Origin of the sequence: Bradyrhizobium ottawaense (assembly GCF_900099825.1) — a bacterium.
GTDB classification, from domain to species: Bacteria; Pseudomonadota; Alphaproteobacteria; order Rhizobiales; family Xanthobacteraceae; genus Bradyrhizobium; species Bradyrhizobium ottawaense_A.
Genome location: NZ_LT629693.1, coordinates 2,801,054 through 2,818,881 on the forward strand (window position 1 = coordinate 2,801,054; position 17,828 = coordinate 2,818,881).

General features: G+C 63.2%; 15 protein-coding genes and 1 tRNA gene. 11 read left to right on the forward strand and 5 right to left on the reverse strand.

All coding sequences use genetic code 11. The features are described 5' to 3' along the window. Window positions 1–29: 29 nt before the first annotated feature. Window positions 30–1,091, reverse strand: a complete 1,062-nt coding sequence (locus BLR13_RS13070; RefSeq protein WP_074823511.1) for an amidohydrolase family protein — start codon at window positions 1,089–1,091, stop codon at window positions 30–32. Window positions 1,092–1,317: 226 nt separating this feature from the next. On the opposite strand from BLR13_RS13070, the gene BLR13_RS13075 reads away from it, so the two are divergent. The 6 genes from BLR13_RS13075 to mmsB all read left to right on the forward strand — a co-directional run bounded on the left by BLR13_RS13075 (window position 1,318) and on the right by mmsB (window position 8,834). Next, entirely contained in the window at window positions 1,318–1,803 is a 486-nt protein-coding gene (locus BLR13_RS13075; protein WP_074823507.1) for a hypothetical protein, read from the forward strand. A 179-nt stretch (window positions 1,804–1,982) separates the two neighbouring features. Next, entirely contained in the window at window positions 1,983–3,185 is a 1,203-nt protein-coding gene (locus BLR13_RS13080; protein WP_074823503.1) for an ABC transporter substrate-binding protein, read from the forward strand. A 9-nt stretch (window positions 3,186–3,194) separates the two neighbouring features. Then, window positions 3,195–4,901, forward strand: coding sequence for an FAD-dependent oxidoreductase (locus BLR13_RS13085; RefSeq protein WP_074823501.1), 1,707 nt, complete (start codon window positions 3,195–3,197; stop codon window positions 4,899–4,901). 71 nt (window positions 4,902–4,972) lie between these two features. Next, window positions 4,973–6,037, forward strand: a complete 1,065-nt coding sequence (gene chvE / locus BLR13_RS13090; protein WP_074823497.1) for a multiple monosaccharide ABC transporter substrate-binding protein — start codon at window positions 4,973–4,975, stop codon at window positions 6,035–6,037. Window positions 6,038–6,081: 44 nt separating this feature from the next. Further along, window positions 6,082–7,617, forward strand: a complete 1,536-nt coding sequence (gene mmsA / locus BLR13_RS13095; protein ID WP_074823496.1) for a multiple monosaccharide ABC transporter ATP-binding protein — start codon at window positions 6,082–6,084, stop codon at window positions 7,615–7,617. After that, window positions 7,614–8,834 (forward strand): multiple monosaccharide ABC transporter permease, encoded by a 1,221-nt coding sequence (gene mmsB, locus BLR13_RS13100; RefSeq protein WP_074823492.1) that lies wholly within the window; start codon window positions 7,614–7,616, stop codon window positions 8,832–8,834. Before mmsA ends, mmsB begins: the two co-directional genes overlap by 4 nt. 277 nt (window positions 8,835–9,111) lie before the next feature. Here mmsB and BLR13_RS13105 read toward each other — a convergent pair. Together BLR13_RS13105 and cpdR are read right to left on the reverse strand one after the other, a co-directional pair. After that, window positions 9,112–9,186, reverse strand: a tRNA-Val gene (locus BLR13_RS13105). Window positions 9,187–9,323: 137 nt separating this feature from the next. Further along, the gene (gene cpdR / locus BLR13_RS13110) at window positions 9,324–9,683 is read right to left on the reverse strand and encodes a cell cycle two-component system response regulator CpdR (RefSeq protein WP_074823489.1); all 360 of its coding nucleotides are present in this window, start codon (window positions 9,681–9,683) and stop codon (window positions 9,324–9,326) included. Window positions 9,684–10,008: 325 nt separating this feature from the next. On the opposite strand from cpdR, the gene BLR13_RS13115 reads away from it, so the two are divergent. The 3 genes from BLR13_RS13115 (at window position 10,009) to BLR13_RS13125 (ending at window position 13,274) form a co-directional block, all read left to right on the forward strand. Beyond that, window positions 10,009–10,896 (forward strand): N-formylglutamate amidohydrolase, encoded by an 888-nt coding sequence (locus BLR13_RS13115; protein WP_074823487.1) that lies wholly within the window; start codon window positions 10,009–10,011, stop codon window positions 10,894–10,896. A gap of 497 nt (window positions 10,897–11,393) precedes the next feature. Next, window positions 11,394–12,182, forward strand: a complete 789-nt coding sequence (gene hisN / locus BLR13_RS13120) for a histidinol-phosphatase (RefSeq protein WP_074831573.1) — start codon at window positions 11,394–11,396, stop codon at window positions 12,180–12,182. A gap of 123 nt (window positions 12,183–12,305) precedes the next feature. After that, window positions 12,306–13,274 carry a Bug family tripartite tricarboxylate transporter substrate binding protein gene (locus tag BLR13_RS13125; protein ID WP_074823484.1) on the forward strand — a complete coding sequence of 323 codons (969 nt, stop codon included), beginning with the start codon at window positions 12,306–12,308 and terminating at the stop codon, window positions 13,272–13,274. Window positions 13,275–13,277: 3 nt separating this feature from the next. Here BLR13_RS13125 and BLR13_RS13130 read toward each other — a convergent pair whose 3' ends face one another. Continuing rightward, the gene (locus tag BLR13_RS13130) at window positions 13,278–14,168 is read right to left on the reverse strand and encodes a LysR family transcriptional regulator (protein WP_074831571.1); all 891 of its coding nucleotides are present in this window, start codon (window positions 14,166–14,168) and stop codon (window positions 13,278–13,280) included. 146 nt (window positions 14,169–14,314) lie between these two features. On the opposite strand from BLR13_RS13130, the gene BLR13_RS13135 reads away from it, so the two are divergent. Continuing rightward, window positions 14,315–15,067, forward strand: a complete 753-nt coding sequence (locus BLR13_RS13135) for a sulfite exporter TauE/SafE family protein (protein ID WP_074823481.1) — start codon at window positions 14,315–14,317, stop codon at window positions 15,065–15,067. 35 nt (window positions 15,068–15,102) lie between these two features. On the opposite strand, the gene BLR13_RS13140 is transcribed toward BLR13_RS13135, so the two are convergent. Next, the gene (locus tag BLR13_RS13140) at window positions 15,103–15,747 is read right to left on the reverse strand and encodes a LysE family translocator (protein WP_074823476.1); all 645 of its coding nucleotides are present in this window, start codon (window positions 15,745–15,747) and stop codon (window positions 15,103–15,105) included. Window positions 15,748–15,942: 195 nt separating this feature from the next. Between BLR13_RS13140 and BLR13_RS13145 the strand changes: the two genes are divergently transcribed. Then, a complete protein-coding gene (locus BLR13_RS13145) occupies window positions 15,943–17,754 on the forward strand; it encodes an adenylate/guanylate cyclase domain-containing protein (RefSeq protein ID WP_079586359.1) in 1,812 nt (603 codons plus the stop codon). The last annotated feature ends 74 nt before the right edge of the window (window positions 17,755–17,828 follow it).

The window sequence follows — 17,828 nt, forward strand, 5'->3', positions numbered from 1 at the left end:
TTCCCACTTTTCCGGATCATGCTCGGTGTTCACGCCGCGAGCTTCAGCCGCGGAAAGGTTTCAAGCGGATTGTCTTCGCACATACGCGAGATCAGACTGGCCGGCAGATGCGCCGGCATCGGATCGTCGCCGTCGAACTGCCAGTGCGGATAATCCGACGCGAATAAAAACATCTTGTCGGAGCCGATCTGCTCGATGATGTCGGCAACCCCTGCCGCATCCGGCGGCCCGTCGAACGGCTGCATGGTAACGCGAAAGTGGTCGCGGATGATCGAGGCCGGCTCGCGCTCGACCCAGGGCACTTCGACGCGCACGCCGCGCCAGGTCTTGTTGGCGCGCCACATGAAGGCCGGCAGCCAGCTCACGCCGGATTCCATCAGCACCACCTTCAGCCCGGGAAATTTGCCGAACACGCCTTCGTAGACCAGGCTCAGGATCTGGGCCTGCATCGCCTGCGCTTCGGCCAGATAATATTCGTAGCGATAGGACGGCCAGCCGATCGAACTGGGCGAGCCCCGATACTGGCTGCCGGCGTGGATCGCGATCGGCAACTTGTGCTTTTCGGCCGCCTGCCAGACCGGCCAGAAGTGCCGCTTGCCCAAGAGGCTGTCGCCTTGCGCCAGCACCAGCACGGAGACGAACCTGTTGTCGCCGGCGAGCCGCTCGATCTCCTCCACGGCGAGGTCCGGCGCCTGCAGCGGCACCACGATCGATGCACGCAGTCTTGAATCCTTGGACAGCCATTCGGCCGCGATCCAGTCGTTGATCGCCTTGCAGAAGGCCGCCGCCATATAGGGATCGAACACCGCCTGCGCGCCGTACAGCACATTGCAGATGGCGTGGCTGGCGCCAAGCTGGTCGAACGCGCCGCGCTGCACCATCGCGAGGTCGCTGCCCGGCTTGCCATGGGCCGGCCGCCAGTCGGCGCGGCCGGAAAACGGCATGTTGGGCGGATAGGAATTGAGGTCGAGGCCGTCGATCGCCCGGCTCACCACCTGCTCTTTCCAGTGGTCGTCGAGATAGGGCAGCAGCGTGGTGCGGGTGCCGCCCACCGCCGGATGGATGTCGCAGTCGATCCGCGTCGCCACCATGGAGGTTCCTCGGGGCATATCGTTTTTGGCGATCTTGGTGTCGCGGTTGGAATGTGCAGCCGATGCTGGTCAGGCGCAAGGCTATAACTGCGTGGCCGCCCTGTCCGGAAAGCACAGCGGAAGGGGCTGGCGCTGGAACCATCGCGCGTGAAATATTCGTCACCGGCGCCGTTTTCCGGCCGTGCTACGGACGGCGGCGGCTGTGTCCAGCTTGAGGAGACCAAGAATGAATTCCGGCAGACTGGCGATCCTCGCCGCCTCGCTTCTCCTGACCGGTGCCGCCGCGGCTGACGCGGTCCCGGCAACCGTCAGCGGCCCCAATGCGCTGGCGCTGGCCGGTGTGGTCGCGCTGTATTCGCCGCTGTTGTCGGGCGACGAACGGGAAACCGCCGCCGCGTTGTTCGTCGGCGAGAAGGATGTGCCCTACGCCAAGAAGATTACGATATCAGCGGACAAGATCTCCTGCCGGGTCAGCAATGTCGACATCACCGCGCGCTCCTGCGAACTGACGTTCAGGGGCAAGAAGCAAACCATCAGCGGGCGCCGCGCCAGCGAAATCTTTGCCACCGAAGCGCTGGCCGGCGTCGCTTCCGACGGCGCCGCCGGATCGGTGTTCGCTGGCCTGTCGAACCTGAACTGCACGCTCGACCCCAAGGCGATCAAGCAGAAGGACGGCAGCGGTGCGAGCTGTTCGTTCGAGACCGGGAATTGAGTTCGTTCGTCATGCCCGGGCAACAGTGCGAAGCACGTCTTCGCACAGATATCCGGGGCATCCGGCTCGCCCCGCGCGATTGACACGCCTCTCCATCCTCACAACAATCAAATACCTCCGCGGGCGTTCCGCGGCGGCGATCTGCCAGCAAGGCGGACGGAAAAACAGGGAGAACGACCGTGAAAGTTTACCTCGTGGCCTGCGCCATCCTCGCAAGCCTTTCATCGGGAGCTTCGGCGCAGGTTTCAGACGACGCAGTCCGGATCGGCGTTCTGACCGACCTGTCGAGCTGGGGACGCGACAACAGCGGTCCGGGCTCGGTCGAAGCCGCCAGGATGGCCGTGGAGGAATTTGGCCCCACCGTGCTGGGGAAGCCGATCCAGATCATCAGCGCCGATCACCAGATGAAGACCGATGTCGGCGTCCAGATCGTCCGCGACTGGTTCGACAATGGCAAGGTCGACGCCGTCGTCGATATTCCGAACTCGGGAATCGCGATCGCGGTCCACAACATGGTCAAGGAGCGCAACAAGATCGCACTGCTTTCCGGCCCTGGCGCGAGTTCGCTGACCGATGAACTGTGCAGCCCCAATACCATTCACTTCACCTATGACACCTACGCGCTGTCCAAGGTGACGGCGTCCGCCGTCATCAAGGAAGGCGGCAAATCCTGGTTCTTCATCACCGCGGATTATGCCTTCGGCCAGCAGCTCGAGAAAGACGCCACGCGCTTCATCAAGGAACTGGGCGGGACCGTGCTCGGCGGCGTCCGGCATCCGACCAATACCGCCGACTTCTCGTCCTTTGCGCTGCAGGCGCAGAGCTCGAAAGCCGACGTCGTGGCTTTCGCCAATGCAGGCCAGGACACCGACAATTCGATCAAGCAATCCGGCGAGTTCGGGCTGGTCAAGGGCGGCCAGAAACTTGTCGGTCTCCTGATGTTCGACACCGACGTGCACGCGATTGGCCTCGATGCGGCCCAGGGCACCTATATGACCACCGCATCCTATTGGAACATGGATGATAACACCCGCGCCTGGTCGAAGAGGTTCTTTGCCAGGACCAACGTGATGCCGACGATGATCCAGACCGGCGTCTACGGCTCGGTGCTGCATTATCTCAAGGCCATCCAGGCCGCCGGCACCGACGATCCGACCAAGGTCATGGCGAAGATGCGGGAGATGCCGATCGAGGACGTTTTCGTGCACGGCGGAAAGCTGCGCGAAGACGGCCGCGTCATCCGCGATATGTATCTGGCGCGGGTAAAGAAACCCTCAGAGTCAAAGGAGCCGTGGGATTATCTGGAGATTGTCAAGACGGTGAAAGGCGAAGATGCCTATCGGCCGGTTGCCGAATCCAAATGTCCGCTGTTGAAGAAGTAAGGAAAGCGCGTGGCAGGCCAGCAGGACACACAAGAAACCTACGAATGCGACGCGCTGGTGGTTGGCTCCGGCTGTGCCGGGATGTCGGCGGCGGTGACCGCGGGACATCACGGGCTCAACGTGTTGATCGTGGAGAAGGAGCCGCGCTTCGGCGGCACCACCGCGCGTTCCGGCGGCTGGCTCTGGATTCCCGGCACCTCGCTGGCGCGCGACTGGGGCATTGCCGAAAGCCCGGACCAGGCGCGGACCTATCTGCGCCATGAGGCCGGCAACAGCTTTGACGCCGCCCGTGTCGATGCGTTCCTGACCAAGGGTCCCGAGGCGGTGGACTTTTTCACCAGCAAGACCGCGCTGCGCTTCGACATGCCGCTGACCTTTCCGGATTACCACGCCGAAGCCCCCGGCGGCGCACAGGGCGGGCGTTCGATGGTGACGCGGCCGTTCGACGGCCACGAGCTCGGCCCCAAGCTCAAGGACATCGGCAGTCCCCTGCCCGAGCTCACCGTGTTCGGCATGATGCTGGGCTCCGGCAAGGAGATCATCCACTTTATGCGCGCGACGAAGTCGCCCGTGTCGGCCTGGTATGTCGCCAAGCGCCTGAGCCGTCATGCGCTCGACGTGATGCGCTATGGCCGCGGCATGACGCTGACCAACGGCAACGCGCTGGCCGGGCGGCTGGCGAAATCGGCATTCGATCTCAACATTCCGCTGTGGCTGTCGTCGCCGGTGCGCGAATTGATCGTCGCGGACGGCGCGGTGCGCGGCGCCATCGTCGAGCGCGACGGCAAACCCGTGCGCGTCACCGCCAAACGCGGCGTGGTGCTCGCCTGCGGCGGCTTTCCGCACGACGTCGAACGACGCAAGACGATGTTCGCGCACGCACCAACGGGCGCCGAGCATTTCTCGCCCGGCCCGACCGGCAATACCGGCGACGGTTTGCGATTGGCGGAGGCCGCCGGCGGCAAGGTCGAGGATAACTTGCCGAATGCCGCGGCCTGGGTGCCGGTGTCGGTCACCACCCGCAAGGACGGCAGCAAGGGCGTGATGCCGCATTTCATCGACCGCGCCAAACCCGGCGTCATCGCCGTGACACGCGACGGCACGCGCTTTGCCAATGAAGGCAACTCCTATCATGACTTCGTGCAGGAGATGATGAAGGCCGCCAAACCCGGCGAGGAGATCACGGCGTTCCTGCTATGCGATCACCGCGCGCTTCGAAAGTATGGCCTCGGCTGCGTGCCGCCGTTCCCGATGCCGCTCGGGCATCATCTCAAGACCGGCTATCTCAAGCGCGGCGAGACCTTGGCCGAGCTCGCCGCCAATGCGGGGATCGACGCCAACGGACTTGAGGCAACGGTCGCTAAATTCAACGAGACCGCCGCCAGCGGGCAGGATCCCGCCTTCGGCAAGGGATCGCGCGCCTATAACCGCTACCAGGGCGACGCGCTGCATGGCCCGAACCCCTGCATCGCGCCGATCAAGGACGGCCCGTTCTACGCCATCAAGATGGTGATCGGCGATCTCGGCACCTATGCCGGCATCAGGACCGACGAGAACGCGCGCGCACTCGATGGCAGCGGCCAGCCGATCGCGGGCCTCTATGCCGCCGGCAACGACATGGCCAGCATCATGGGCGGGAACTATCCCGGCGCCGGCATCACGCTCGGCCCGGCGCTGACGTTCGGCTACATCGCGGGCCGGCATATCGCGGGGTGACGCCTGCCCGAAGATGCTATGTTGGCCCGACGGCCGCGCTAGAATAAAAGTTGCCGACAGGAGGAAATCCGATGCTCAACGTCAAGACCCTCGCCGCTGCCGTCGCGCTCGGATGGGCCGCGCTGGCCGGACCGGCGCAAGCCCAGGACAAAGGCACAATCGGGATCGCGATGCCGACCAAATCGTCGGCGCGCTGGATTGCGGACGGCGATAACATCGTCAGGGTGTTGCAGGCCAAGGGCTACAAGACCGACCTGCAATATGCCGACAACGACATTCCCAACCAGCTCGCGCAGATCGAGAACATGATCACCAAGAAGGAGAAAGCCCTGGTGATCGCCGCGATCGACGGCACCACTCTGTCCGACGTGCTGCAGCGCGCGGCCGACGCCGGCATCAAGGTGATTTCCTACGACCGCCTGATCCGCGGTTCGGCCAATGTCGACTACTACGCCACCTTCGACAATTTTCAGGTCGGGGTGCTGCAGGCCGGCAGCATCGAAAAGGGACTTGGCTTGAAGGAAGGCAAAGGCCCGTTCAACATCGAGCTGTTCGGCGGCTCGCCCGACGACAACAACGCGTTCTTCTTCTACGACGGCGCGATGTCGGTGCTGAAACCCTATATCGACAGCGGCAAGCTCGTGGTGCAGAGCCGGCAGGTCGGAATGGACAAGGTCTCGACCTTGCGCTGGGAAGCCTCCGTCGCCCAGGCCCGCATGGAAAACCTGCTCAGCGCCTTCTACACACGCAAGCATGTCGACGCGGTGCTGTCGCCCTATGACGGGCTGAGCATTGGCATCGTCGCGGCGCTGAAGGGCGTCGGCTACGGCTCCAAGGAAATGCCGATGCCTGTCATATCGGGCCAGGATGCCGAGGTCCCCTCGGTCAAATCGATCGTCAATCACGAACAATATTCGACGATCTTCAAGGACACCCGCGACCTTGCCAGGATCGCAGCCGGAATGGTCGACGCGGTGCTGTCCGGCGGCCAGCCAGAGATCAACGACACCAAGACCTATAACAATGGCGTCAAGGTGGTTCCGTCCTATCTCTTGAAGCCGGTCGCGGTGGATCTCGACAACTGGAAGACCGCGCTGATCGACACCGGCTACTACAAGGCCGAACAGTTCAAGTGAGCGGCAGCGAAGCCGGAATGCGGCCGGAGGTGAGTGAGCCTGCAATGACCGCCATTCTGGAAATGCGAGGCATATCCAAGAGCTTTCCCGGCGTGAAAGCGCTGCGCAATGTCAATCTCAGGGTTGAGGCCGGGGAAATTCACGCGATCTGCGGCGAGAACGGCGCCGGCAAATCGACGCTGATGAAAATCCTCAGCGGGGTCTATCCGCACGGCGCCTACGAGGGCGACATTTTCTATGATGGCGAGAAGCGGCAGTTCGCCGATATCTCCGACAGCGAACGGCTCGGCATCATCATCATCCACCAGGAACTGGCGCTGGTGCCGCTGCTGTCGATCGCGGAGAACATTTTTCTCGGCCATGAGCCGGCGACGATGGGCGTCATCGACTGGGACGAGGCCTTCCGCCGCACCCGCGAGTTGCTCGCCAAGGTCGGCTTGAACGAAGCGCCTGATACGCTGATCACCCATCTCGGCGTCGGCAAGCAGCAACTGGTCGAAATCGCCAAGGCGCTGGCCAAGAAGGTTCGCCTGCTGATCCTGGACGAGCCGACCGCCAGCCTGAACGACAGCGACAGCGAAGCGCTGCTCGAGCTGCTGAAGGAATTTCGGAGCCAGGGCATCGCCTCGATCCTGATTTCCCACAAGCTCAACGAACTCGCCGAAGTCGCCGACTCCATCACCGTGATGCGCGACGGCACCACGGTGGAGACCATCGACGCCCGTACCGAGGAGATCAGCGAGGCGCGCATCATCAAGAGCATGGTCGGCCGCGAATTGTCGGAACGTTATCCGCACCGCGAACCCAGGATCGGCGACACGCTGTTCGAGATCCGGGACTGGCGTGTCGAGCATCCGCTGCATGCCGGCCGCGAGGTGATCAAGGGCGTCAGCCTTCGTGTCAGGCAGGGCGAGGTGGTCGGCATCGCCGGCCTGATGGGCGCCGGGCGCACTGAGCTGGCGATGAGCGTGTTCGGCCGCGCCTATGGCCGCAACGTCACCGGGCAGGCTTTCATGCAAGGCCGCGAGATCGATCTGAGCTCGATTCAGAAGGCCGTTGCCGGCGGCGTTGCCTACCTCACGGAAGACCGCAAGGGCCTCGGGCTGGTCCTGGGCGAGGACATCAAGAGCAACATCACGCTCGCCAATCTCGCCGGTGTCGCCTGGCACGGCGTGATCGACGACGACAGGGAAACCGATGTTGCCGAGCAATACCGTTCCAAGCTGAACATCCGCTCGTCCGGCATCCTGCAGAAGGCGCTCAACCTGTCCGGCGGCAACCAGCAGAAGGTGGTGCTGAGCAAGTGGCTGTTCGCCGATCCCAAGGTGCTGATTCTCGACGAACCGACGCGCGGCATCGATATCGGCGCCAAATACGAGATCTACACCATCATCAACGACCTCGCGGCGTCAGGCAAAGCCGTGATCGTCATTTCGTCGGAAATGCCCGAACTGCTCGGCATCTGCGACCGCCTCTATGTCATGAACGAAGGCCGCCTGATCGACGAGATGCCGGTTCGTGAAGCCAGCCAGGAAAAAATCATGGCCGCGATCATGCGACAACACGGAACCGCGCCATGAAACACGAGGCGGTCGAGACTCCGAACAAGGACCAAACCGGATTCTGGAAAAGCAACCTGCGCGACTACGGCCTGCTGGGCTCGTTGCTGGTGATCATTGCGCTGTTTGAATACCTGACCGGCGGCGTGCTGCTGGCGCCGGTCAACATCACCAACCTGATCCTGCAGAACAGCTATATCGTCATCATGGCGCTCGGCATGCTCTTGATCATCGTCGGCGGCAACATCGATCTTTCCGTCGGCTCTATCGTGGGCTTCATCGGCGCTATCGCCGCGACCATGATGGTCGACTACAAGATGCCGTGGGTTCCGGTGGTCGGCATCTCGCTCGTGGCCGGCGGCCTGATCGGCGCTGCGCAGGGCTATTTCGTCGCCTACGCCAAGATTCCGTCCTTCATCGTGACGCTCGGCGGCATGCTGGTGTTTCGCGGGCTGACCGGCAACATCCTGCTCGGCCAGTTCGTCGGGCCGTTCCCGAAGGATTTCCAGAGCATCAGCTCCGGGTTCATCCCCGACGTCGTCAGCGCGCCGCTGCTGGCGCTGTTCGGCGACGGCATCGGTACCAGCTTCCGCTGGACCTCGATGCTGGTCGGCCTCGTCGGCGCCGCCCTGCTGATCTTCACCAGCGCCCGCCGCTGGCGCCGCGCCAAGGCCCATACGATGGAGACGGAACCGCTGGCGCTGTTCATCGGCAAGAACGCCGTGTTCGCCATCCTCATCGTCGGATTTTGCTATCTGCTGGCTTCCTATCGCGGCCTGCCCAATGTGCTGATCATCATGGGCGCCCTGATCCTGCTCTACATGTTCGTGACGCAGCGCATGACGATCGGGCGCCGCATCTATGCGCTCGGCGGCAACCGGCTGGCGGCGCAGCTCTCCGGCATCCGGACCGAGCGGCTGATCTTCCTGACCTTCGTCAACATGGGCGCGCTGGCCGGCCTTGCCGGGCTGATCGTCGCGGCGCGGCTGAATTCGGCAACGCCGAGCGCCGGCAACTCCTTCGAGCTCGACGTCATCGCCGCCTGCTTCATCGGCGGCGCCTCCGCCTCCGGCGGCGTCGGCAAGGTGATGGGCGTCGTGATCGGCGCCTTCGTCATGGGCGTGATGAACAACGGCATGTCGATCCTCGGCATCGGGATCTACTGGCAATACGTCGTCAAGGGCCTGGTGCTGCTGGCGGCGGTCTATGTCGACGGCTACCAGAAGAATAAGGGATAAAGCGCGACCCGCGCCGCGGCGTCGATCGCCTCGACGTTACATGCGCTCGCGTGCTGCTTACGCGGCAACGCCTATCAGGAAATGAGCTTTGAGGAGACAGTCCGTCTACACTTTCGCTTCGCTCAAGCTTCGCCGGACACGCTTCGTCCTGACGGTTCTACCACACGTAGCCTTGGTGGGGAGAACGTGGCTTGCCGAGCCGTAGCTCGCGGCGCAGCAGCCCGCCTTCGCGAAGTGGCTTCGGCGTGGCATCCTTGCTCGCTTCGCGAGCAAAGGATGGTGGGCGCGACAGGGATCGAACCTGTGACCCCTACCATGTCAAGGTAGTGCTCTCCCGCTGAGCTACGCGCCCTAGACCGGGATGACCTGGTCATCCTGCTCTAGCTTATAAGTCGTATTGGGTGGGGTCCGTATATCGGCTCCAAAGCGCCCCGGCAAGGATGCTTGGGAGTAATTTCTGGGGTGTTTTCGACCCAAAATGGTGCCGAATCAGGCCGCCAGCATCTTGTTCACTTCGCTGACCAATTCGCGGAGGTGAACCGGCTTGGCCAGCACCTTGGCGTTCTTCGGCGCTTCCGAATCGGAATTCAGGGCGACCGCGGCAAAGCCGGTGATGAACATGATCTTGATGTCGGGGTCGAGTTCCGAGGCGCGGCGCGCCAGCTCGATGCCGTCCATTTCCGGCATCACGATATCGGTCAGCAGCATCTCGAACGGCTCCTCGCGCAGCCGTTGATAGGCCGACAGGCCGTTGTCGTGGGGCGAGACCTGAAATCCGGCGTTTTCCAGCGCCTTCACCAGGAAGCGGCGCATGTCGTTGTCGTCTTCGGCGAGAAGGATCTTATGCATGGTTACTCTGACTGTCGTCGAATCCGGCTGGAAGGATCACTCCGCCCACTAAGCCCGACAGACGGTAAATATCGGGTGAAGGGGAAGCCACACAGAGGATGGCGCGAGCGGCTATTTCTGTACCCTAATGCACCTGAGATCAACAATGGCGGACGGTTTTGGCAGGTTTGAGACCTGTTCCAACAGCTTTGCGGCTTTTTTCGCTTGGCAGAATGATTGCGATTACCGACAATGCCGCCCACATAAAACTTCCGTTTTCCGGCAGAATCGGTTGGCTTGTCGATTAAGCGCGGGGAAATGCGGATCTCAGGGATAACGCCCGGCGATGACCCAGTTTGAAGGTGAATTATCGCCTCCGTTCGAGATCGCGGAGCCGGCCGACTGGCGGGCGCCGATCATCTTCAACTCGCCGCACTCCGGCTCGGTCTATCCGCCGGATTTTCTCGACGCTTCCCGCATCGACCTCGTGAGCCTGCGCCGCTCCGAGGATTCCTTCATGGACGAATTGATCGCCGATCTCTCCGGCCGCGGTTTTCCGACCGTGCGGGTCAATTTCCCGCGATCCTATGTCGACGTGAACCGCGAGCCTTACGAGCTCGACCCGCGCATGTTCAACGGCCGGCTGCCGAGCTTTGCCAACACCCGCTCGATGCGGGTCGCCGGCGGCCTCGGCACGATCCCGCGCGTGGTCGGCGACGGCCAGGAAATCTATCGCGAGCGGATCAATGTCGACGAGGCGCTGGGACGGATCGAGGCGCTTTACAAGCCCTATCACCGCGCATTGCGGCGGCTGATCAACAAGGCCCACCAGGCGTTCGGCACCGTGATCCTGGTGGATTGTCATTCGATGCCGTCGGTCGGCGTGTCGCGCGACGAGCCGCGGCGGCCCGACATCGTGATCGGCGACCGCTACGGCACCAGTTGCGCCAGCCTGCTGCCCGACCTTGTCGAGGAAATCATGAGCGGGCTCGGCTATTCGATCGGTCGCAACAAACCCTATGCCGGCGGCTTCATCACCGAGCATTACGGCAACCCGGCGAGCGGCTTGCATACCGTGCAGCTCGAACTCAACCGCGCGATCTATATGGATGAGCGACGCCGCGAACGCTCGCCGCGCTTTGCGCAGGTGGCGGCCGATTTCACCACGCTGGCCGACGCGCTGGCGCAGGTTCCGCTCGGCGATCTCGGGCCGTTCCAGGCGGCGGCGGAGTAATCGCCGCTTCGCGTTGTCCGGAATGAAGAAGTCCTCAAAAGAAAAAAGGGCCGCTTGAATGAACAAGCGGCCCAAGTCTAGGGAGGAAACGCCCAAGGAGGGCAGCGATAGCGCGAGGCGCTACCGCACCGCAACAATATGCGACCGCGCTGCACAAAACGCAAGAGAATTCGAAACACTTCCTGCGTAATCCTGGCTGGGCTTGCAGATTTGCCACAGCCCCGCCAAATGCGATTTTCTTTATTATTTTCAGTCGCTTAGGTGACCATTAACCGGCCCGGCGGGTGTTGCAGATCAGCCATGATCCACAGACATCTCGCTTTCGTGATTGACGGAGTCACTGAAAATACACGCCTAAGCGAAGCTGATTCGAAAGCCTGACGTCACCGATGAGGTGGGAGTAACGCTGCGTTATTCGTGCGCACGCCGCGGGATTGAGCTAGGCAAGAACCAGAATTCTCGCGCGCATGCACGCCGCGCCTTTCCAGGGATCAGCCGTGACGGTCATCGATTTTACAGCCTTTATCGGCCGCCTTGCGACCTCCTCCGGCGAAACCATCCTGCCGTTCTTCCGGACCTCGCTCTTGGTCGACAACAAGAGCACCAGCGATTTCGACCCCGTCACCGAGGCCGACCGCGCCGCCGAAGCCGTCATGCGCCGCCTGATCAAGGCCAACTTTCCCCAGCACGGCATCGTCGGCGAGGAATTCGGCAGCGAGCGCGAGGACGCCGAATATGTCTGGGTGCTCGATCCGATCGACGGCACCAAGTCCTTCATCGCGGGTTTTCCGATCTGGGGCACCCTGATCGCGCTGCTGCACAAGGGCACGCCGGTGTTCGGCATGATGCACCAGCCCTATATCGGCGAGCGCTTTTCCGGCGATAGCGGCTCGGCACATTATTCAGGTCCCTCGGGCGAACGAAAACTTTCGGTGCGGCGCTGCGCCTCGCTGCAGGAGGCGACCTCCTACACCACCAGCCCGCTGTTGATGAAGGCCGGCGACCGCGAGATTTTCGGCCGGATCGAAAAGGAAGTACGACTGTCGCGCTATGGCGGCGATTGCTACTCCTACTGCATGCTGGCGGCCGGCCATCTCGACCTCGTGGTCGAGACCGAGCTGAAGCCCTATGACATCGCCGCATTGATCCCGATCATCACCGGCGCCGGCGGCGTCGTCACCAACTGGGAAGGCAAGCCGGCCCAGAGCGGCGGCCGCATCGTCGCCGCCGGCGACGCCCGCGTGCACGAGGCGGCGCTGAAACTGCTCAACAGCCAGGACGCCTGATCGATCGCGCGGCGGCCCGCGTTTTCTTTCTGCGAACCGGTATCCACTTCGCTCGAAAACACTATAGAATTGCTGCCAGCGGCGTGAACGCGCAGGAGATGCGGAGCCGCGCGGGAGGCGTTGATGAAAATCCTGGGCCGGTTGCTCGCGGGACTGACGTTGTTGCTGTTGCCGACGTTGGCCGCAGCGCAGGATTTTCCGAACAAGCCGATCAAGCTGATCGTGCCGTTCCCGGCCGGCGGCCCCAACGACATCATCGCGCGCGTGGTCGGCCAGCGCATGTCTGAGATCACCAAGCAACCGGTCATCATCGACAACCGCGGAGGCCAGGGCGGCGTGCTCGGCACCGATGCGGTCGCGAAGGCGCCACCTGACGGCTACACGATCGGAATCGTGAGCGCGAGTTCGCTCGTCATCAACCCGACCATGGAAAGGGTGCCCTACGATGTAGCCAGGGATTTCGCGCCGATTACCCTGGTGACGACGGTGCCGGAGATGCTGGTCGTTGCCAGCAACGTTCCCGCCAAAAACATGGACGAGCTTGTCGCGCTCGCCAAAGCCCAGCCCGGAAAACTCAACTTTGCTTCTGCCGGCGTCGGCGGCCTGCCGCATCTGGCCGGCGAATTGCTCAAGCTCACGGCCAACATCGACATCGTTCACATCCCCTACCGGGGGGCTGCGCCCGCCATCAACGATCTGCTCGGCCAGCAGGTGCAGATGGCGTTCCTCGATCTGCCGGTGATCTTGCCGCACATCAAGGCAGGCAGCCTGCGCCCCATTGCGCTCGGCGCGCGCGAACGCGCGCCGACGGCGCCTGACGTGCCGACCACCGCCGAGGTCGGCATGCCGGATCTCCTGATCCAGAACTGGTACGGCATGATTGCGCCGGGCGGGACGCCTGAAAATATCGTCAACATCCTCAATGCCGTCACCAACCAGGCCATGGACGATCCGCAAGTGAAGCAGAAACTCGCCGATCAGGGCCTCACGGTGGCCGGCGACAGGCCGAAACATTTTCGCGACTACATTACCGCCGAGTCCCAAAAGTGGGCGCGCGTCATCAAGGCTGCGGGCCTCGAGACGACGAAGTGAACGTTACGGCGCGACGGTACGCAGATGGTCGGCGAGCTGTTTCGCCGGCCGCGGCAGCGACTTGAAGCTGCGGGCGCAGATCGCGAGCCGCCGGTTGGCCCAGGGATCCCTGATCCTGACGACGCTGATCTTCATCGCACGCGCGCAGCGCTTCGCGGCGACCTCCGGCATCACGGCGACGCCGATGCCGGCGGCGACCATCTCGCCGATGGCGTCGAAATTGTTCAGCCGGGCACGAAACCGGAGCCGGGCGCCGAGCCGCGCCGCATGTCCGGTGACATGGGCGTGCAGCGCGCTCGAGGTGATCAATCCAACGAAATCCCGCTCGACGACCTCGCTCAAATCGACCTGCCGCCGGCCGGCCAGTTCGTCGCCGCGCGCCGCGATCAGCACCAGGCGGTCTTCGCTGAACGGGATGCGCTCGATACTGTCCGGCAACGCATGTTCGGCGGCGAGGCCCAGATCGGCTGCGCCGGTCAGGATGGCATGGGCGATATCGCCGCTTTCGCGCTCCTCGACGTCAACAGAGATGTGGGGATGCTGGCCGAGAAAGGCTGCCAGCACCTTCGGCAGATATTCCGACAGGCCCGAGGTGTTGGCCAGGAAGCGCACCGTGGCCTTGACGCCGCGGGAAAAGGCCAGGAGATCGCCGCGCAGCGCCTCGACATTGTGGATGACGATCCGGGCGTGATCGAGCAGGCTTTCGCCGGCCGGCGTCAGTTCGACGCCGCGGCGGCCGCGCACCAGCAGCACGACGCCGAGCGCCTGTTCCAGTCCCTTGATCCGCGCACTGGCGGACGCCAGCGCCAGATGAAGCCGTTGCGCGCCGTTGGTGATGCTGCGCGTCTCCGCCACCGCGATAAAGAGCTGAAGGTCGACCAGATCGAAACGCATGGCCATTTCCTCACGACATGATTGACGTTGGAGCCTGTCATTGCGAGCCAACGGGTCGCAATGACAGGCAGACTTCGACACAGACGAAGGCTGTCTCCGTAATCTCCAGATTGTGCCGTCCGCGTCGATCGGTCAATGTGCGCGTCATGTTCGATTCCTTGCTCCTCCTCATCGCCGTCGCCTTCCTGCTTGCGGGATTTGTCAAAGGCGCCCTCGGGCTTGGCCTGCCGACGGTGTCGATGGGCCTGCTCGCGGTGTCGATGCCGCCGGCCCAGGCGATTGCCATCGTCATCGTGCCGGCGATCGTCACCAACATCTGGCAGACCTTCGGCGGCCCCTATCTGCGCGACATTCTGCGGCGACTCTGGCCGCTCTTGATCGGAACCGCCGCCGGAATCTGGCTCAACGGCGGCGCGCTGACCGGTCCCTATGCACGCTACACAGCGATCGTGCTCGGCCTGTTACTGGCGATCAACGCCATCATCGCCCTCAGCAAATTCAGTTTCTCGGTCGCGCCCCAAAGCGAGAAATGGGTCGGCGGGATCGTCGGCGTCGTCACCGGGATGATTTCGGCGGCGAGCGGCGTGCAGGTCATTCCCTCGGTGCCATACCTGCAGGCGATCGGCATGGAGAAAGAAGAGCTGATCCAGGCGCTCGGCGTCTTCTTCACGGTCGCGACGCTGGCGCTCGGCTTCAACCTGACCAGCGAGGGCCTGCTGACGGCGGCGACCGCGGTGCCGGGCGCGGTCGCGATGGTGTGCTCATTCGCCGGCATGTTCGTCGGCCAGGCCGTCCGCACGCGGCTGCGGCCGGATATTTTCCGCATCTGGTTCCAGGTCGCGATGATCCTGCTCGGGGTCTATCTCGCCGGCAATGCCTTGCTGAAAATCCAAAGCTGAAACGTGACGCCTGAAACGAACAGTGAGGGCTGACCTCAGCGCGTATCCATCATGGCGACGCGGACGCCGAGATAGACAAACATCCCGCCGAGCAGGCGGTTGACCCAGGCGATCGCGCCCGCCGATTGCCGGATACGGCCGGCAGCCTTCGCCGCGAACGCCGCGACGCCGAAGCACCAGAGCGTTCCGCTGCAAATGAAGATCAGTCCAAGCGTCAGAAATGCGAGCGCCTTGTGCGGCGAGTCCACCGCCACGAATTGCGGCAGGAATGCCAGAAAAAACAGCGCCACCTTCGGGTTGAGCACGTTGGTCAGGGCGCCCTGCCAGAACACCCGGCGCAGCGAGGTGCCGCCGGCTTCCGCAGCCGCCTCCGCGACGGGACGGGGCCGCGACAGCAACATCTGGACACCGGAGAACAGCAGATAGGCCGCACCGGCCATTTTTACGACGGCGAATGCCGCCGAAGACGCCATCAGCAGCGCCGACAGGCCGATGGCGGCGCCAAACACATGAACCAGGCAGCCGCAGCTTATCCCCAGCGCCGCAGCCGCCCCGCCGCGCCAGCCGAGCTGGACACTGCGGCCGATAATATAGGCGGTGTCCGGCCCCGGTGTGACATTGAGCAGCAATCCGGAGAGGATAAAGAGCCAAAGTTCGTGAATGCCGAGCGTCCCGCCCATGGTCTGACCGTTGTCCTACTGTTTCTTGGAGCTTTCCGCCCGGTTGCCCCATGCCATTTTCCGGCGGATTGCATTACTATCATGATCGGATCGGGCTTCCGCCAGACGAAGCGCCCTTTATAAACATTGGAATCAGTCAACCGACCACGTACTGGTATCTGCCGGTTCTGGAGCCTTCTGGGATATCTTGAGGACATGGAAAGACGCCTAGCTGCCATCGTCTGTGCTGACGTCGCCGGCTACTCCCGCATGATGGGAGCCGACGAGGCAGGTACGCACGCCACGTTCAAGGCCCATCGCGGCGCGATCTACCCGGTCATTCTCAACCATGGCGGCCGGCTGGTGAAGAATACCGGCGACGGCTTCCTGCTGGAATTTCCGAGCATCGTCGGCGCCATCGAGGCGGCGATTGCGATGCAGGGGCTGATGGCCGAACGCAACAACCATATCCCCGGCGATCGCGTCATGCAGTTCCGCATGGGCATCCACATGGGCGATGTGATGGCCGACGAGGACGAGGTGTTCGGCGACGATGTCAACATCGCCGTCCGCCTCGAATCGGTCGCCCCCCCCGGCGGCATCGCCGTTTCCGGCAAGGCCTGCCATGAGGCTGGCAAGCGTCTCAGCGTCCACCTGGTCGATGCCGGCCCCCACCGGTTCAAGAACATCGAGGAGCCGATCGATGTCTGGACCTGGCAACCCGAAGGTACCGACAGCGCCGGTCGCGGATCCAGGTTGGTTCCAAGCGAGACCTCGAATCTCGCCGCGCAGTATCGGACCGCAATCGTGGGCGTGCTGCCGTTTGCGAATCTCAGCGACGGCGCCGACGAATATTTTTCCGACGGCCTGACCGAGGACCTGATCCACGCGCTCTCGCTGCAATCGTTTTACCGGGTGCTCAGCCGCAACTCGACCTTCGCGTTCAAGGGCAACAACCAGAGCACGCGGCTGATCGCGCGCGAAATCGACGCCACCTACCTGATCCAGGGATCGGTGCGGCGGGCCGGAACCAAGATTCGCGTCACCTCGGAGCTGATCGCGCCGGAGACCGGCGAGCAATTGTGGACCGGCCGGTTTGACCGCGACATCGGCGACCTGTTCGCGATGCAGGACGAAATCACCACCAGTCTGTCGGCGGCGATCGCGGCCGAGATCTACCGGGCGGAAGCCTCGGCGCCGCCGCGGCCGTCGTCGAACGACCTGACCGCGTGGGACCGCTTCCTGAAAGGCTTGTCCTACTATTATCTGCAGACCAAGGACGACTGGGAAACCTCGATCGGCCTTTTCCGCGAAGCCATCGCGCTCGATCCGACGCTGTCGATCGCGCGCGCCTATCTCGCCACCATTCAGATCCAGGGCATCCAGTTCGGATGGATCGCCAGCACGCGCGAATTGTGGGACTCCGCGATGTCGCTGGCGCAGAGCAGCGTCCGGCTCGATCCGCGTTCGTCCTTTGCGTTTCAGATCCTGGCTTATGTGAGCGCGGTGCAGGGGCATTACGAAGCGGCGATGGACGCCGCCAAGCGGGCGGTCGCCCTCAACCCATACGACATGGGCGCCCGTGGCGTGCTCGGCATGTGCCATCTCGTGATCGGCGAACACCGGCACGCCATCGAACTGTTCTCGATGGCAGCGCAGCGCGGCAACTCCGACCCCCGGTATCAATGGGCCGCCGTGAACGCGTTCAGTCACTATCTGCTCGGGCAATATGATGCCGCTTTGTCGTGGGCGCGCGAAGAACTGTATCTCAATCCCAACCAGCTGCAGGCGCTCGCGATCCGCACGGCGGCCCTCGCGCAATTGGGGCGGACTGCGGAAGCGAAAAACGCGGCCGAGGCGCTGCTGAGCAACTATCCGAATCTAACCGTCGAGCGGATGTTGCGGCATCTGCACTGGAAAGCCCCGGGTGACGTCACCCATTACCGCGAGGGGCTTTTGAAGGCCGGCATCCCGTTCGGTAAAGTGGCGCTGATCGAGTCTTCACCCAAGCTCGCCGCGGATTCCTGATCCCGGATCGTCCTGCCGGGCTCGCGCCCAAGCTTTGAGCTGAGACGGCCGTCAGTTGAAACGGCTTGAGTTGA

Coding starts and splice junctions, on each gene's coding strand:
- BLR13_RS13070 (WP_074823511.1), bottom strand. CDS start 1,091: ATGGTGGCGACGCGGATCGACTGCGACATCCATCCGGCGGTGGGCGGC.
- BLR13_RS13075 (WP_074823507.1), top strand. CDS start 1,318: ATGAATTCCGGCAGACTGGCGATCCTCGCCGCCTCGCTTCTCCTGACC.
- chvE (WP_074823497.1), top strand. CDS start 4,973: ATGCTCAACGTCAAGACCCTCGCCGCTGCCGTCGCGCTCGGATGGGCC.
- mmsA (WP_074823496.1), top strand. CDS start 6,082: ATGACCGCCATTCTGGAAATGCGAGGCATATCCAAGAGCTTTCCCGGC.
- mmsB (WP_074823492.1), top strand. CDS start 7,614: ATGAAACACGAGGCGGTCGAGACTCCGAACAAGGACCAAACCGGATTC.
- cpdR (WP_074823489.1), bottom strand. CDS start 9,683: ATGCATAAGATCCTTCTCGCCGAAGACGACAACGACATGCGCCGCTTC.
- BLR13_RS13115 (WP_074823487.1), top strand. CDS start 10,009: ATGACCCAGTTTGAAGGTGAATTATCGCCTCCGTTCGAGATCGCGGAG.
- BLR13_RS13125 (WP_074823484.1), top strand. CDS start 12,306: ATGAAAATCCTGGGCCGGTTGCTCGCGGGACTGACGTTGTTGCTGTTG.
- BLR13_RS13130 (WP_074831571.1), bottom strand. CDS start 14,168: ATGCGTTTCGATCTGGTCGACCTTCAGCTCTTTATCGCGGTGGCGGAG.
- BLR13_RS13135 (WP_074823481.1), top strand. CDS start 14,315: ATGTTCGATTCCTTGCTCCTCCTCATCGCCGTCGCCTTCCTGCTTGCG.
- BLR13_RS13140 (WP_074823476.1), bottom strand. CDS start 15,747: ATGGGCGGGACGCTCGGCATTCACGAACTTTGGCTCTTTATCCTCTCC.
- BLR13_RS13145 (WP_079586359.1), top strand. CDS start 15,943: ATGGAAAGACGCCTAGCTGCCATCGTCTGTGCTGACGTCGCCGGCTAC.